This window comes from Clostridium polynesiense, assembly GCF_000820705.1.
In the GTDB taxonomy this organism is placed as follows: Bacteria; Bacillota; Clostridia; order Clostridiales; family Clostridiaceae; genus Clostridium_AA; species Clostridium_AA polynesiense.
Genome location: NZ_CCXI01000034.1, coordinates 1 through 16,008, shown reverse-complemented (window position 1 = coordinate 16,008; position 16,008 = coordinate 1). Strand labels below are relative to the sequence as shown.

General features: G+C 34.1%; 16 protein-coding genes and 1 pseudogene. 1 reads left to right on the top strand and 16 read right to left on the bottom strand.

All coding sequences use genetic code 11. From position 1 onward, the window contains the following. Positions 1-15: 15 nt before the first annotated feature. The 14 genes and pseudogenes from TA89_RS03775 to TA89_RS03715 form a co-directional block, all read right to left on the bottom strand. Positions 16-357: a DUF2500 family protein gene (locus TA89_RS03775; RefSeq protein ID WP_040210970.1), complete on the bottom strand. Its 342-nt coding sequence runs from the start codon at positions 355-357 to the stop codon at positions 16-18. A gap of 113 nt (positions 358-470) precedes the next feature. Next, the gene (locus tag TA89_RS03770; protein ID WP_040210969.1) at positions 471-1,214 is read right to left on the bottom strand and encodes an ABC transporter permease; all 744 of its coding nucleotides are present in this window, start codon (positions 1,212-1,214) and stop codon (positions 471-473) included. A gap of 2 nt (positions 1,215-1,216) precedes the next feature. Then, positions 1,217-2,134, bottom strand: a complete 918-nt coding sequence (locus tag TA89_RS03765; RefSeq protein ID WP_040210968.1) for an ABC transporter ATP-binding protein — start codon at positions 2,132-2,134, stop codon at positions 1,217-1,219. Positions 2,135-2,150: 16 nt separating this feature from the next. After that, positions 2,151-2,882, bottom strand: coding sequence for a CPBP family glutamic-type intramembrane protease (locus TA89_RS03760; protein ID WP_040210966.1), 732 nt, complete (start codon positions 2,880-2,882; stop codon positions 2,151-2,153). Beyond that, complete coding sequence (locus tag TA89_RS03755; RefSeq protein WP_040210964.1) at positions 2,879-3,556, bottom strand: CPBP family intramembrane glutamic endopeptidase; 678 nt, start codon at positions 3,554-3,556, stop codon at positions 2,879-2,881. The genes TA89_RS03760 and TA89_RS03755 overlap by 4 nt, the downstream gene beginning before the upstream one ends. Further along, the gene (locus tag TA89_RS03750; RefSeq protein ID WP_040210961.1) at positions 3,531-4,868 is read right to left on the bottom strand and encodes a YcaO-like family protein; all 1,338 of its coding nucleotides are present in this window, start codon (positions 4,866-4,868) and stop codon (positions 3,531-3,533) included. Before TA89_RS03750 ends, TA89_RS03755 begins: the two co-directional genes overlap by 26 nt. 11 nt (positions 4,869-4,879) lie before the next feature. Continuing rightward, on the bottom strand, positions 4,880-5,971 hold the full coding sequence (locus tag TA89_RS03745) for a hypothetical protein (RefSeq protein WP_040210959.1): 1,092 nt from the start codon (positions 5,969-5,971) through the stop codon (positions 4,880-4,882). Between the two features lie 11 nt (positions 5,972-5,982). Then, a pseudogene (locus TA89_RS18760) lies at positions 5,983-6,729 on the bottom strand (SagB family peptide dehydrogenase). A 291-nt stretch (positions 6,730-7,020) separates the two neighbouring features. After that, positions 7,021-8,172, bottom strand: a complete 1,152-nt coding sequence (locus TA89_RS03735; RefSeq protein WP_278246199.1) for a radical SAM/SPASM domain-containing protein — start codon at positions 8,170-8,172, stop codon at positions 7,021-7,023. 639 nt (positions 8,173-8,811) lie between these two features. Beyond that, positions 8,812-9,843 (bottom strand): sensor histidine kinase, encoded by a 1,032-nt coding sequence (locus TA89_RS03730; protein WP_040210955.1) that lies wholly within the window; start codon positions 9,841-9,843, stop codon positions 8,812-8,814. Then, the gene (locus tag TA89_RS03725; protein ID WP_147590063.1) at positions 9,840-10,517 is read right to left on the bottom strand and encodes a response regulator transcription factor; all 678 of its coding nucleotides are present in this window, start codon (positions 10,515-10,517) and stop codon (positions 9,840-9,842) included. Before TA89_RS03725 ends, TA89_RS03730 begins: the two co-directional genes overlap by 4 nt. Before the next feature lie 11 nt (positions 10,518-10,528). Continuing rightward, positions 10,529-10,729, bottom strand: a complete 201-nt coding sequence (locus TA89_RS18500) for a hypothetical protein (protein ID WP_197073435.1) — start codon at positions 10,727-10,729, stop codon at positions 10,529-10,531. Positions 10,730-10,743: 14 nt separating this feature from the next. Next, positions 10,744-12,594, bottom strand: coding sequence for an ABC transporter permease (locus TA89_RS03720; protein ID WP_197073434.1), 1,851 nt, complete (start codon positions 12,592-12,594; stop codon positions 10,744-10,746). After that, positions 12,584-13,366: an ABC transporter ATP-binding protein gene (locus TA89_RS03715; RefSeq protein WP_040210952.1), complete on the bottom strand. Its 783-nt coding sequence runs from the start codon at positions 13,364-13,366 to the stop codon at positions 12,584-12,586. The genes TA89_RS03720 and TA89_RS03715 overlap by 11 nt, the downstream gene beginning before the upstream one ends. Positions 13,367-13,562: 196 nt before the next feature. Between TA89_RS03715 and TA89_RS03710 the strand changes: the two genes are divergently transcribed. Beyond that, on the top strand, positions 13,563-14,126 hold the full coding sequence (locus TA89_RS03710) for a cupin domain-containing protein (protein ID WP_040210950.1): 564 nt from the start codon (positions 13,563-13,565) through the stop codon (positions 14,124-14,126). Positions 14,127-14,195: 69 nt separating this feature from the next. On the opposite strand, the gene TA89_RS03705 is transcribed toward TA89_RS03710, so the two are convergent. After that, positions 14,196-15,371 carry an amidohydrolase gene (locus tag TA89_RS03705; protein WP_040210949.1) on the bottom strand — a complete coding sequence of 392 codons (1,176 nt, stop codon included), beginning with the start codon at positions 15,369-15,371 and terminating at the stop codon, positions 14,196-14,198. Positions 15,372-15,383: 12 nt separating this feature from the next. Then, the coding region (locus TA89_RS03700) for a Na+/H+ antiporter NhaC family protein (protein WP_040210948.1) at positions 15,384-16,008 on the bottom strand (625 nt) is incomplete at its 5' end.

Sequence of the window (16,008 nt, the reverse complement as noted above, 5' to 3'; positions counted from 1 at the left end):
CCGTTATTTGTAATTTTAAAGGTTAATTCCGCTTTTTATAAACTCTATAAATTTTGTTCCTTTATAATTAAGAATGCCTTTTTCATTAATTTCTAATGAATCATAGATTTTTTTTGAAACCATAAACTTTTTGTCTGCTTTTGAATCCATCTTAAACACAACTAAAAAGCTGGTATTGTTTAAAAAGTAATTTGATATAAATGAAGTGTTATTAACATTCTTTTTAGAAATAACAGTGGCATCTTCTGATTCTAAAAGTGCTTTCTTGTTTTTCAGAAACACACTAAATCCGTATAGGAGAGAGATAAGAATAACTACCACCGCAAAAACGAAGGTTAAAAAAACAATTATCTTCATATAAAAAACATCACTCCTTCTCAAGTTTCATATACCTTTAATAGCTTTTTCCTTCCCAGAAAAAACTATATTAATCTATTAATTAATACATACATCTAACTTGATAACAGCTTTTAGTCCCATCTAAAAAACTTAATGGATAGTAAGCTGCAAACTATAGTAACACCTGCAACTATCATAATTTCACTGCCAAAATCAGTTATGCTGCTCCCCTGCCACAGACCTTTCATCATCTTAATACAATGTGTTAATGGCAGTAATTCAGATACTTTTTTTATCTTATCCGGCATAGTTTCTAAGGGTAAGGTTGCTCCTGTTAAAAACAGCATTGGAAAGTACACCAGATTTGCAACGGCATTTGCTGCTTTTGTTCCATTCACCACGCTTGCAATTAGAAAGCCTATTGAAAAAATGCAAATTATTGATAAGAGAATAACTAAAATCAATGGCAAAACCTTTCCGCTGAAGGTTAAATCATACCCCACTTTTCCAATTAATATTAATAATCCTCCACCGATTATTGTCATAATTAAATTAACTATAATTTGAGAAACTAATATATGAAAAGGACTTATAGGTGTGGCTTTAAATCTCTTTAATATCTTCTTTTCCCTATAGCTAGCTAATGCCAAAGGTAGTGACATAATTCCTGTGACTGCAATTATCATCCCAATATAAGCAGGTACAGATGCATCAATGGTTCCCTGCCCATTAAAGAGAGGGCTGGGATCATTACCATATATCTCTCCAAAGAGTATTAAAAATAGCCCCGGAAATGCCAAAACAAAAAACATATTAATAAAATTACGTGTAAAACATTTAAACTCCGTTTTTATCATTTCACCAAATGCTTCCATTATTAATCCTCCACGTTTTCTAGTGTATCACCGGTATATTTAAAGAAAACATCCTCTAAACTCGGTTTTTTAACTTCAGTATTCATAATGATACAATGATTCTCCATTACATACTGATTTAATTCCTTTAAAAAACCATCTGCATCGCAGCTAATTGTAAAATAATTATTCTTATCAGCGACCTCTTTTACACTTTCAAAATTCATTAATGCATCTTTGTTTATCCCTTCATTACAAAGAAAGCTCACTTTATCAAGTAATCCGTGATTATTTTTTAAATTATCCACAGTATCAAGGGCAGCTATTTTCCCTTCCTTCATTATAGCCACTCTGTCACATAAGTACTCTGCTTCCTCCATAAAATGGGTAGTTAAGTATATGGTTATCCCCCTATTTTTTAAGGTTAAAACAGTTTCCCACATATCCTTCCTAGACTTTGGGTCTAATCCTGTTGTAAGCTCATCCAAAAAAATTACCTTAGGCTTTGAAATCAGTGCCAGGATTATTGACAGCTTCTGTCTTTGTCCTCCTGATAATTTTCCTACATAGCTGTTTAATTTATCATGGAGGCCAAACTCCTTTGCCAAAGCTCCAAAGTCTTCCTTTTCCTCATAAAAGCTTGCAAAAAGCCTGCATATCTCTTTAACCTTAAGCCTGTCCTGATAAGAAGTTTCCTGAAGCTGAACACCTATAAGCTTGTGGAGTTTTTTTCTATCCTTCTTTGGACTTAAGCCAAGTATCTTTATTTCACCGTCATAGTTATTTCTAAGTCCTTCAATGCATTCTATTGTAGTAGTTTTTCCTGCTCCATTTGCTCCAATCATACCAAATACTTCACCTTGGTTAACATTGAAACTAACATTATTAACTGCTTTTTTATCCTTATATCTAACATTTAAATTTTTAACCTCGATAATCATCTTATCCCCCCAATGCTTAGTGTTTTATATAAAACAGTACGTAAAGTTCATGACACAATAATGCTGGTATAAAACTATTAGTTGCCAATATTAACATACAGCCTACAGCTGATATACACACTGCACCAACGGACATAGATACAGCCTGATAAACTGTTTCAGTGTTAAGCACCTGCTGGACTGAAAAAAGGATTGAAATCAGGATTATAGCTAGTAAGGGATGTATAAATTTAAATTCAGTTATAATAATTATAAATATACAGCCACGAAAATAAAGCTCTTCAAAAAATGCTCCGCTTATGGGATATAGAGGCTTTATCCACTTAGGAAGCTTACTGCTTATCTTTACCCAGCTTATATTACTTATTACCGAATACCAGTTTATATCAGATTTAATCAAAGAAATTACAGTTAATATCATAGAGGATAAAGAAAGCTGAACTATGAAACCAATTAATGAATATAACAATATTTCTTTATAATTTTTCAAATGTATATAATCTAATATGTTGATTTTAAAAATCACAGAAAATACTATTGTTCCTACAATACTTACAAATAAATAACCGAGCCAAATAATTAAAAACCTTATGGGATCTAATTTCATTCTTGAATAGTTCATTAAAAATTTTGCAATCTTCACTACTATCTTGCTTTTTACCAGTGTGCTTACAGTTTTACCCCAAACAATAGTATATACTCCAGCGAAGAAAATGAATAATGCAAACTTAATAAGCTGGCTGCTCATTTAAACTCACCTGCCCTGCTTGCAAATAGTAGAGAAAGATTTTGGGAAGCATGAGCTATGGCTGGTACTAGTATTGAATAGCCTGATAATAGATAAATACATGTAAATATCAGTCCGCTGAACAGTTTTTGAAAAGCTGCAAAAGCCCCAAAATTAATATGATTGAAAGCAAAAACTATAGAACTCACTAATATTAGTGATATTTCGCTTATATTGAAGTTTATCTGCAGCAAATTAACCAGTACCTGTCTATAAAGCAACTCTTCAATAACAGCAAATAAGACAATCATCAAAATATCAAATTTTTTAATTTTCTCTACCCTGGAATAAGATGAATGAATAGAAATTTTAAACACCCATTTACCGGAACTTACAAAATTTATTATAACTCCCGCTAAATACTCTATTCCTATACAGGTAATGCCTATAAATGGAGCAAAAAGATAAAAATATAATGTTGCCTTTTTGAAAAAGAATACCTCTTTATACCCTGCAAACCATACTAAAATTACTATAAGCCCATAAGACAGAACCATACCTAACAGGTTAAATCCTATGGTCTTTTTCCTTATCATTGTACTGATAAGATATGAAACATTTGATCCAAGCCCCAAGGGAAGCATTACCATAGCTAAAACAATTATTAATTTAAGGAACTGGGTGTGGTAAGGCATTTAATACTCCTCCATATTCCTTAAGTCTTGGATGATTACTGTATGGAAAACTTGGCAGGCTCATTTGAACAAGCTCCGGAAAAAAGGTTCTTATTACCTTCCACCCCTTATCAGAAACCTCCGGTGGTGTTATATCCAGGTACACACCATACTTTGACACCTTACTGATTTTATCTTTTATATACCTTATTTCTTCAACCTTGTCTTCTTTTTCATAGCACTCTAAGGAGCTAAGCATCACTTCTTCTTTACATAAATCATAAAAATATGATTTCTTCATATCAATATCTGATTGATTAGCCCAGAAAGCTACATTTGAGTCAAGATTGTTAAAATTATTGTCTTTCACAGAAGCCAAATACAAATTCGGCAGCAGCAGCGGTCCATTAACAGCTAAATAGTGTATGGCTAAGGATTCCAAAAGAGCTTTATATATAGCTTTTTTAGGATCCAATGCAGATTGGCAGCCTAACACCACCGTAGGCCTGTTATTATTTTTATTAATTAAAGCTACTCCTACTGTATGACCAGGCATTCCTTCCAAAGAAAACTCCAGAGGTAACACATCACATTGAATATCTTTAGTAGTCTTTATTATTATTTCTAAAAGACTTTCATCATCCACTATAATCTTTCTTGTTTTTCTGGAGGTATACCAGTTAATTGTAAATGCATCTGCTTCTACCGATTCCATCATTGCAGATTCCAGAGCATTTTCCAAAGTAACATGAGAAGCCGCTCCCTTTGAAAATCCTGGTGCAAATATCGCTTCTCTTTCCCTTTTATTTCTAAAGCCTATAAATAATAATTGTGCCGGTATTAATATTTCTCGGTCTTTATCTAAAATACTTGGGCACTTTATCCAGCTTATTTTTGTATCCTTATCTATCTTCTGTATATTTGTAAAGCTGAGGAGCCTGTCATAATCCTCCTTGGTATACATATCTATATATTCCCAAGGCATCACTTCTCCCAGTTTACTTACTTCATTGTAGCTAGCCATAATTTCTTTATCCTTGTAAATTTCTGAAGCGGTAAGAAGAGCATATCTTTCTATACCCTCTCCAAGAAGTCTGATCAAGGATTCTTCAAAATAAATACCGTAGCCTGATAAATGATGGTTCATCTCCGCCTTCTCATCTATAATTATCTTATGATAATCCGGCATATTTGCAGTGCAAACTGAAACTTCCGGAGAATATTTACCTTTAGCTGTAGTAAGAATCTGTGATTCCATTATTCCAAAATGCTGTGCATTGATACTTTTAAATTTATTTTTAAGCCTTATATTTGAGGGATAATATCTCAGCATATAAGTACCTCCTAATTTCCAAGCTCTATGTTATCAATGATTTTATCAACCATCTTCCTTGTTGAGGTATACATTTCTTCAATTTTTGCTTTTGCAATGGTTCCACAGGCTGGACAGAAGGGAACCCTTAATATATCCTCAACCTGAATTTCCATCACAGGTATATAGGTGTTTAATGCTCTGCCTGCCAGCTTAGATTTGCCTACCGCGCTGATTATAAGTCCTTCAAATATGGCAGTAGATACTATAGAATTCATTATTGGAGCGGCATAGGAATTTACAGCACTCACGTTCATCCCCCTTGTATGCTCAACAAATCTTCTGTACACCTGCATATCCTCTATTCGTGCAGTAAGTCTTTGCTCCATGCACTCAAAGCATCCTGTTTCAGGAGGCTTGATAGTGAACACAGTAGTAAAGGGTCCATCTATCAGAGCCATAGATAAAGGTTTATTTGCTTCTATTAATGCCCTGTTAAGGTTTCTCATAAAGGATACATTGACTTTTTGAAGTCCTCCCACTAGACAGCTATAGGGCTCAATGAATTTAACCAGCTTTTTTACTGCTTTACTGGTTTCATACCCATCGAATCTGGAGGTTAAATCCATTTTTATGATTTCTCTATATTCTTCCTCAGAAACCACGTGTATGGGGAGACTCATCTTATTACACAAAGCAACAGCATAATTTTTTACATCTTCACTATCACTGAAAAACAGTATAGGCTTCAAATAAATATCATTTTGAAGGAATCTTGCCTGTATGCTCCCATTAAGTATCTCATATAATAATTGAGTAGTTTTTGATTCTTCTGAATCTCGAATATATCCCTGCTCCTTTAAACCTAACACTAATCCTTCAATACTGTCCTTTTCATGCTGCAACAATCTTTTGTCTGACAATACCTTTTCTGCATCAAGTTCTTCACCTATATCAAGAGTTCTCACCATTTCATTGATTATTTCCTTCATGGTATCAGTTAACCCCTCTACAGAAATAATCGCCTCTTCATAATTCCAAATACCTCTTCGAACTCTTATTTCATCTACTCCATTGTTAAAAACCACAACGTTTTCTGCTAAAATGTATTTAGTGATTCCCATAGTATCCCCCCCTAATTTCCTAATATAGTTACATTAATAATATTTTTAGAAAGGCCATCAACACCGATAAATTGTTCAGATTTAAACTTATCAAATCCGCCTACATCGCAAGAGGCTATAGTCAGTGCTGTAGCTGTTAAGTGAATATTCTGAGAAATCTGCCCTGCTTCTATCATAGCAAAATCCTAAGCCATATCCAGATACTTTCTTGAATTATCATATAAATTATAAACATAGAAAACTATCACATTTATTTTTGAGCTGTCTATATTGTATCCCCACTCAACTACAGTCTTTAATTCTTCTGCCGCCTCTTCCTCTAAATATTTAATTACCTTTAGGGAATGATTTAAGGGCATATACACATATATCCCATCCTTTATTCCCTTAACCTTTCTTATTACTAAATATAAATTAACTGGGAATAAACCTCCTCCGGAGGGTGCTGTCCTTAAGGTTCCGTTATAATCTTCCCCTAATGAGCTTTTAGGGAAAATATCCTCATCTTCTGAAGTTAACTGAAGATCCCCGGATACTCCATCACCATAAAAGAGTATTGTAGACAAATCTTCTAAAGAAACGCTTTTATCAGTCATTTCCCTTATGCTTCTTCTTGCTCTTATGGTTGCTCCTAAAGGGTTTTTTAAGTTTTTGTATTTAGGAAGCTGTATTACAGAGTTTTCCTTTTCTAGTTCTTCTTCTTCTGCAAGCTTTCTTTGAACTATGCTTCCTCTCACCAAAAAAGAAGAATACCCCATAACTCCATATTGGAGTCCTAAATCCAATGAATTCCTTTTTCTATTTAAAAGATATGTCTCACTTAAAAAATGTGTTTGAGATAATAATGAGCTTGAATAGCATATTTCAGGAATCTTTACCGCTGTGGTATCAACGTATAGCGATATAGGAAGATTACTGGCAAAATCGAAAATACTCATCAATCCCGGTGTTTCTGTTTCCATAAATTCATTTAAAGTCATTTTCTTTTTTTTAAAATTACTAGCCATTCTACGCCTCCTGTTTACACTTATTACATTACAGCAGAGTTTTTATTTCTTATAATCATAGGAATATTTATTATTAAAATGAAGCTCCCATATGGGCAGCCTTCTTATGCAGCCCGATGAATCATCATTAAACATAACCTTTTTGTCATATTGGTATTTCCAATAGCTTATAATATCCTCCATTTCCCTTGGAGATAATTTATCTAAAACATTATTAACTATCTTCATAAGGCATATAGGCTGCTCTTCTTCAAGAGACAGCTGCTCCTCTAATTTTGTACTTATGCATCCTCCCTTACAGGTATGCTTATACTTACAATCTCTACACTGACCTTTAAGATTAGAAACCAGCTCTTTAGTGAGTAAATTCTTGTAGTACCCTTTTAAACTTTCAATATTTTCAAAAGAAGAATATTTTTCAGTATAGCTGCCGGAATAGTGAGGCAAAACAGGGCACGAAACTATATTAAGATCCGGATTAACTGCAATATAATAATCAGATCCTGCTGCACACTGCTTGGTGGTGATAATGTTAATAAAATTACTTAAATATAAAGCCGTTCTTTTTTTATACTGTAAGGACTTTTTATTTCCCAATGCAAATTTAACTATATGGAATAACAATCTTTCAAAGAAAATGCTATCTATATTAAAATTTCTTCCTTTATAAACCCTATATACCGGAGTAAACCTTATGTATTCTGCACCTTCCTCTAAAGCAAACTGTGCAAGAGCTTGTACCTCATTAATGTTATCTTCAAATATAGTAGCTCCTATGGAAAAAACTATTTTTTCTTTTTTTAACCTTTGTATTGATTCCCTTACTTTATCTGAACTCTCCCTGCCAGTTATGCCGTTAAACAAATCCTTATTAAGAGAATGAAAACTGATACGGGTATTAACATTTTTATTTCCTATGTTCTTAACAAAGCTGTCATCAATTAGCAACCCGTTTGTGGTTAAATTGATAAAAAACCCCAAATTATTAGCATATTCAATAACATCATATATATATTTATATTGAAGAGGCTCTCCACCTGAAAAGGAAATATATCTATATCCCTTTTTACTTGCATGTAATATTATTTCCTTTACCTTTTCTAAATCTATAAATTCTCCTGCATTATCCTGATTCCAGGCGCCGCAAAAACTGCATTTCATATTACAGGTATTGGTTAAAAAAAATCTCCATATTCATTGAAACACACTCTTTTCTAAATTTTAAAAATCAAGAAATACATAATATGAAAGTTATATTATGTATTTCTTTTTAATTTAGATTACCATGCTGATGTACAAGTTGTAGTTGTTGTACAAGATGCACAGCATGTACATCCGCCAGGTGTCATGACTATTGAAGTTCTACCAACACAGGTAGCTCCAACTTTACCGCTAAACTTTAGCATTACTTTCCCACCCCCTGATTTGAATACTAAAAAGTTATAAGACTTTTTAGTATTCTATTTTTATATAAACAACTTACCAATGCCCAAATTAGCTTTTTATCAATTTATACCCTATTCTTCAGGAAAGGTAAGTTATTGTTAAATATTATATAAAAATTTCAACTACAAATTTCATTCAGCATTTTATAAAGTAACAATTATACGTAAATTTATATATTTATTTCCAATTTTACTTGTTATTTTATTATTAGTCAATAATTCTTATTAAAATTACTCTAATTATTTTATACATTGATTTTTCCCTTTAAAATGTATGTAGTATTATTCACACACATCTTGCTTTTTAACGCAAAAAACAGTAATAGATATTTTTAGCTTATCTATTACTGCCTTATTATAAATTAAATACTCTTAGTCTTTTAAAACTTCAAATATCCTCAATTAAAGGGAACAGCAATTGAAAGGTAAAACCTTTTCCATACTCAGAGTCCACCTCAATTTCAATCTTTAATTCATCGCATAATTTTTTCACAAGATATAGTCCTATTCCTGAGGATTGATTGTGGCTACGGTTATCTCCTGTAAATCCTTTATCAAAAATGAAAGGAAGATCAGAAGACAGTACCCCAATACCATTATCAAAAATCCTTAAATAATATCTCTTTTTAATACTATCAAAACCTGAATTTAACCGGATAAAACTCTCAATTTCTTTTTTGGAGTACTTCACTGAATTAAGGAGTATCTGCGTAATAATAAACTGAAGTGCCTTTTTATCTGAAACAATGGGCACATCTGTCATGTTAGAAATAATTTTAACTTCTTTTTCATCAAGCAATGCCTGAAGTTCCAAAAGCACATCTTCACAGCAAAGCTCTAAAGATATCCTCTCTAAATTATAGTCCACATGAGAAGCCTTGAGTCTGGCATAAAATAATATTCGTTCAACATCATCAAGTATGTTAATCCTTGCATGTTCTAGCCTTTGATACACCAATGGAGACATTTCCTCCTTACGATTTTCCAAAACCAAAGTTGCTAAGGAAATAGGAGTTTTTATCTCATGCACCCAGCTTTCAATAAACTCTTCGTAATCTATATTTTGCAGCTTGGTTTCATCTAATTTATCCTTCATAGTTCTTACTTTATCAGCTAAGTAATTTACCTTTTCTTTATGTAGTTCTCCAATAGAATCTATTAAATCTCCTTCATGCTCCATTGAAGGTTCTCTCAAAAAATCATAAAAGGCCTTGTCCTTCTTTTCCTGCCTTTTCCTCACCAATAAAATTCCTGTTGCAATGCTTAGTACAGAAAATATGATCATAGTAGCCACTAAAATTTTAAAGTTCTCCGGATAAGCCAGCCAAGCTAAAAAAATAAAAAAAGCATCACTTATGCAGATAATTAGTATCCAAGGATGTGTTTCCCTTATAATATTAAGCCAATCTTTAAGCTTCATTTAGAATCACCTCCCGTTAATTGATACCCAACTCCTCTAACAGTTCTGATTCTATTAAAAAGTCCGGCTTTCTCAAGGGTCTTACGTAATCTTGTCATATTTACCTGCAGTATATTTTCATCCACATAGTCGCTGCTTCCCCACAGAAGCCTAAAAAACTCTTCCTTTTTCACAACTGAAGGTGCAGCCTTCACTAGAGCTTTCATTATAATTCCTTCATTATCAGTTAATAAAACAAAATTCTTACCAGCATACAGTATATTAGCATTTTCATCCAGCTGAAAATCACCGGCATCCAGCACAACATTCAAATTTGAATAAAGGTGAATCAGCTTTTGGATTCTGGCTATAAGTCTTTTAGGATGACAGGGCTTCGTTAAATAATCATCTGCACCTAAATCCAGTGCATGAAGCTCATCTTTAAGCTGATTACGTGAAGTTAGTACTAAAATAGGTCCTATCCCTCTCACCTTAAGTCCACGACACATATCAAACCCGGAAAGATTAGGTAAATTTAAATCCAATATAATTAAAGAAGGTGAAATAGTGTCAATATCTTCGAAGATACTATCAAAGGAAGAGATACATTCTACAAAGTATCCCTCTTTTTCTAATATATTTTGTATCTCTTCACGAAGAAAAACGTCGTCCTCAACAATCACTATCTTTTCCACTTTTTCATCTCCTATTTAATTTCTTTTAATTTATTTATTTCTTCATCACTCTTCCTCTGTATCATCCATATATAGCATAGTTCAAAAACTATAAAGGCTGAAAGAGCAAGCCCTACTGCAAAAGTAATAGTACTTATTTTTACATCTAATCCCTTTGGAACAATCAAAAAAGCTCCCATCATGGAAGGGATTCCGAAAATAGAACTAACCAATGCTACTGAAATAACTAAACCGAAATACCACCAGATTTGTACTCTTGCTGATGAACGGAGATCTTCAACCCGTGCCCCCCTAGCACAGATACTGTTGGATATCTACTTCTAGTACTTCTTTGCTGCATAAGAAACTTCAATCCCAAAACAGTGTTTGCAATAATAAGGAACATCAAGCTTAAATACAATGTGGTATAGCTTCCTGCAACCATGTAAAAAATCTGTCTTCCCATGCTGGAAAGATAGCTTTCATAGTGTAAGCCTGAGTTTTTTAAAAGCTTATCCACTTCATTCATTGCCTGCATAAGTCCCTTTTCCTTTATAAATTCAGAATCTATAGTCATGTTCCAGAGTACTGAATCTTTAGATATGTAAGCAAAGGAGTTATAGACTTCATCAGGAACAATCAATGCATAGGAAAGAGTTATAGCTCTGTCTGCAACAATATTGCTAGTATATAGCTCCGATGCCAATTTATATTGTTTTTCTCCAATCTTTACTGTTGGATTGGACTGCAGCACCTTCCTCAGTATATCATGAGACTTTGAAAATTCTGCATAAGAATACATTGCGGCTTCATTCTCCCTTAATATAATAGGGGATTTATTCATGGAATTAAGCAATGCATTATAACTTGAAAGAGAAATCAAATAAGGACTATCCCTATAAGACAAATCTCTTAATAGAAAGTCTTTTTCTTCTGAATCTTCTTCTCTGGAAATGGACTCTTTCAATCCTGCCCATGAAAAGGTATGTTGGGTTGATTTTTCAGGTTTCTCTCTATATTTGGTTCTAAAATGTCCTATCTTCATAACATAATAATCCTCTACGTAGGGCTTCAGCTTATCAGAGGTAAGCACAGCAGTAATTTCTTCTTCTGAACCTTTAAAGGTAAAATCTACGGTTCTTGCAGATGCTGCACCACGATTTAAAGTTGTAGAAATACCGTAAGCAAAGCAAACCATTGCCATAAGAATTAACAGCGAGGAAATTGCAAGAGAGTTCCATTGATGCAGAACATTCTCTTGGAGCTGCCTTCCTGTAAATATAAATAGCCCTTGAGAATATCTGCTCTTACTTTTTATCCATGCTCCAATCAAACTTCCTAATCCTCTAAAAAGCATAAAAGTACCGCTGATTCCTATTATAAGTATTAATCCAAACATCTTAAAATCCAGGTTTTTCAGATATAAGAGTGCTAATATATAAGCTGTACAAAGTAAAACTGCTCCAAGCAGGAAACTAATCACTCCCCATTTAGGAGATATTAATTTTTGAACTTTTTCCTTGCCTTCATTAAGGAGCTCTACAGGTTCCTTCCTGCTCATTTTTAAGCTTAAAATAAATACGGCTCCCAGCTGTACCATGATAAATCCCAATACCGTTAATCCAATCCCAATCCAGGAGATTCTAAATTCATGACCAATGATTCCCATTCCAATAAGCCTGGAAGTAGCCATACTAATCAGCTCTGTTAGAAATATAGAAATGGGAATTCCAATAAAGAGGGCAACCAGGCCATTCCATAAAGTCTCCCCTACAATCATCGCAAAGAGTTTGCTTCTTTTCATCCCCATCATTAAATAAATACCAAATTCATGATTACGACGCTGCAATTGATATCTGTTTGCAAAATAAACCAGAAAATACACGAAGAATAACGAAAGACCGTAAAGCATTGGAATCATCAGCATAAGCTTTTCCACTGCATCGCTCTCTACGGTTTTAAGATACACCATAACATCTTGATCTCCAAGAGAAAGTATCACATAAAAGGCAACTATAGAAATAATCAGTGAGGCAAAATAAACACCATTTTCTTTTCTGACCTTACGGCTGTTTCTTTTAATAAAATTAAAGAACATTACTGCTGCCTCCTCCCAACTGTGCCATAACAGTTAAGATACGCTCATAAAAGGAATCCCTGTTTTCCACCGGTACTTTCTTTCTAAGCTCATGAAAAATTACACCATCTTGAATAAATAATATTCTGGAACAAAAGCTCGCTGCATTGGCATCGTGAGTAACCATCAATATAGCTGAGCCCTCATTTTTGTTTATTGAAGATAATTTTTCCATCAAACTTTTTGCATTTTTTGTATCTAAAGCTCCCGTTGGCTCATCTGCCAATACAATGCTTGGATTGGAAATCAATGCTCTTGCCGCTGCAACTCTCTGCTTCTGACCTCCTGACATTTGAGATGGAAATTTATTTAATACCTCTCCTATATCAAATTGCTCAACCAGCCTTTGAAGCTGTAACTCCTGATTTTTAGAGTTCTCCCCATGTATTAACAGTGGCAATAGTATATTTTCTCTGGCAGTTAAATTATCTAAAAGCTCAAATTCTTGAAATAAATATCCAATTTTACTACCTCTATATTTTGCAAGCTGAGATCCTTTAAACGAAGAAATATTCTGGTTCTCCAAAAGTATCTGGCCAGAAGTAGGTTTTAGCATGGTTGCAATACAGTTAAGCAGTGTAGTCTTCCCAGATCCGCTCGCACCCATTATTCCAAGAAATTCTCCAGGAAGGACATCAAAAGTAATTCCCTTTAAAGCAGCTGTTTCACTTTGTCCCTCACCATAAGTCTTATATACTCCCTGAACTTGAAGCAGTTTATCAGAAATATTCATATTACATATCCTCCCTCACTTTTTTCTATTAATACCATACAACATTAAATCACCAATTAACACTTACAGTTGATGTAAGGTTTGTAATAGTTATTTATATACCACCTATGTAGGCAGTATATTTTAAAAATGATACAGCACATCCAGTGAGCAACCATCATATGATGATATTGTAATTCTATAAAGGAATGAGAATATGTACACTCCTTATCAAATGTACCCTTATTACATGAATATTCCTCAATATAATTTAGACATTATGTATAATTATTATAGCACTCCTCCTCACTTTCCCAATATGCCTCGAAGTAACTCAGAGCTTTGGAGAATTGAACTTAAAGATTATGGTCCACAACCCTTTGTAGTTAATATCGAGGATGCTACTTTACAAAACAATAATTTTCGTACTGCATTATGGACAGGAAACCATTTACAGCTTACCTTAATGAGCATACCTGTTGGAGGAGATACAGGTTTAGAAATTCATCCTAACCTAGATCAATTTGTACGACTAGAGCAAGGTGAAGGTATTATCAGAATGGGGGATAGAAGAGATTATTTGATTTTTCAAGAGAGGGTTTATGAAGATTTCGCCTTCATCATCCCCGCTGGTAAATGGCACAATTTAATAAATACAGGTCATGAACCAATTAAATTATACTCTATATATTCCCCCCCTCAACATCCAAAAGGTACAGTTCATGTTACCATGGCTGAGGCAGAAGCTGCTGAACAGCAGTTTCAAACACAAACTACATAATATATTCACTACTACAGAAGAATCCCTCAAACTTAAAGTTTGAGGGATTCTAAAACACACTAATTAATATTAATTATCTACGCTCATCTTAGCCTTTGTATCATTAAATTCCTGTTTTACTTCACGTAGAAGGCTAGGATTATCAATAAGATCAAAAACAGTTCCCGCTAATATCTTAGCTGCATTTATTATAGCTTCATGTCCTCTTTGAGTTTTGCCATCATCTAAAAATTCTTGTGAGTGGGAGGAAGCATTTTCATCAACGAAAGACGTTCTTATGCAGGATCCCGGTATAATATACATCACATTACCGAAATCTGAAGATCCGGTCTTTTGTCTTGCCGGTTTAATGTTAGGAGCATTTATAAGTTCTGCATTATTCATAACCAAATCATTTAAAGAGTATACAGGAACTTTACTGTCTAAATCTTTCTCTCTTATAATTTCATATGTAGTTCCTGTCATCAGTGCGGCGCCTTTTACTATATCTTCAAAACGTTCTATTACAGATTTTAGATATGATGAATTATAAGATCTCAAACTGAAAGAGCCGGAGGCAGTTTTGGGTACTACGTTATTTGGTCCACCTGCATCAATCACTGTGTAGTGCATTTTTGTATCCTCTTGAACGTGTTCTCTTAAGAATTCCACAGCCTGGAAGGTTAATAATAATGCATCCAAGGCACTTCTGCCTTGCTCTGGTTTTAATGCAGCATGAGCACTCCTTCCATGGTAAATCACTTTTATGCTGCTGGCAGCTAAAGATTTAACATCTACTTGAGTAGCAGGTCCACCATGCATCATAAGTGCTACATCCAATTCCTTTATATAGCCCTCATTTATCATCTTTATCTTCCCTCCTCCGCCTTCTTCCGCAGGAGTTCCGTATACTGTTAATTTATAAGGCTTCTTATTGTACAGTGCTTTTATTGCAGCTGCCGCTCCAATAATAGAAGGACCCTGCATATGATGTGCACAGCCATGTCCCATAGGTAGTGCATCATATTCACACAAAAGGCCTATGTTAGGGCCTCCCTGTCCATTTTCATACACTGCTTTAAATGCCGTATCCAGACTTCCTAAACCTAGCTCCACTTTAAATCCCTGCTCTTTTAAGTAATCTGAAATCAATTTACTAGCCTTATACTCCTTAAATGCAATCTCCGGGTTATCAAAAATATAGTCAGCCATAGCAATTAATTTGTTACTTCTATCATTAATATTTTTATATAAGCTTTGCTTCAATTTTATCTCTCCTTACATAGGACCAAATTTTATGATTTGTGCAACTACCATTAAAGCAGATCCAACTGCAACCCATATAAGGAATAGTTTCCACATAAATTTCATCCATCTGTCATAGGGTATATTGGCAGCTCCCAGTATACCCATAAGCGCTGATGATGTAGGCAAAACATAGTTTCCGAAGCCATCACCAAAGTTGAAGGCTAATACTGCTGACTGTCTTGTAAGTCCTACTAAATCTGCTAAAGGCACAAACAAAGGCATTACAGTATTAGCAAGTCCGCTACCTGATGTTATAAATACATTCATTATAAGGTTTGCTATATACATTGCCATTCCCTGTACATAAGCTGGTAACAGTCCTAAAACCTGAGCCATTCCATAAATGCATGTATCCATTATTTTCCCTGCGGTCAATATCCCAGAAACAGATCGGGCAAGTCCTATTATCAGTGCTGCTCCTATCATTTTCTTAGCACCATCTACCATATATTTAGCAATCTTACTTGGTCCAAAACCTGCAAATATACCAGCCAAAATACCCATCCACATAAACACAGCAGCGGTTTCTTCCAAATCCCAATTAAGCTTTACACCGCCATAAACTATAACTCCTAGCAAAGCAAATAGCGTAGCT

Excerpts from the sequence above, each read along its gene's own strand:
- TA89_RS03775 (WP_040210970.1), bottom strand. The coding sequence starts at position 357 with ATGAAGATAATTGTTTTTTTAACCTTCGTTTTTGCGGTGGTAGTTATT.
- TA89_RS03770 (WP_040210969.1), bottom strand. The coding sequence starts at position 1,214 with ATGGAAGCATTTGGTGAAATGATAAAAACGGAGTTTAAATGTTTTACA.
- TA89_RS03765 (WP_040210968.1), bottom strand. The coding sequence starts at position 2,134 with ATGATTATCGAGGTTAAAAATTTAAATGTTAGATATAAGGATAAAAAA.
- TA89_RS03760 (WP_040210966.1), bottom strand. The coding sequence starts at position 2,882 with ATGAGCAGCCAGCTTATTAAGTTTGCATTATTCATTTTCTTCGCTGGA.
- TA89_RS03755 (WP_040210964.1), bottom strand. The coding sequence starts at position 3,556 with ATGCCTTACCACACCCAGTTCCTTAAATTAATAATTGTTTTAGCTATG.
- TA89_RS03750 (WP_040210961.1), bottom strand. The coding sequence starts at position 4,868 with ATGCTGAGATATTATCCCTCAAATATAAGGCTTAAAAATAAATTTAAA.
- TA89_RS03745 (WP_040210959.1), bottom strand. The coding sequence starts at position 5,971 with ATGGGAATCACTAAATACATTTTAGCAGAAAACGTTGTGGTTTTTAAC.
- TA89_RS03730 (WP_040210955.1), bottom strand. The coding sequence starts at position 9,843 with ATGAAGCTTAAAGATTGGCTTAATATTATAAGGGAAACACATCCTTGG.
- TA89_RS03720 (WP_197073434.1), bottom strand. The coding sequence starts at position 12,594 with ATGTTCTTTAATTTTATTAAAAGAAACAGCCGTAAGGTCAGAAAAGAA.
- TA89_RS03715 (WP_040210952.1), bottom strand. The coding sequence starts at position 13,366 with ATGAATATTTCTGATAAACTGCTTCAAGTTCAGGGAGTATATAAGACT.
- TA89_RS03710 (WP_040210950.1), top strand. The coding sequence starts at position 13,563 with ATGTACACTCCTTATCAAATGTACCCTTATTACATGAATATTCCTCAA.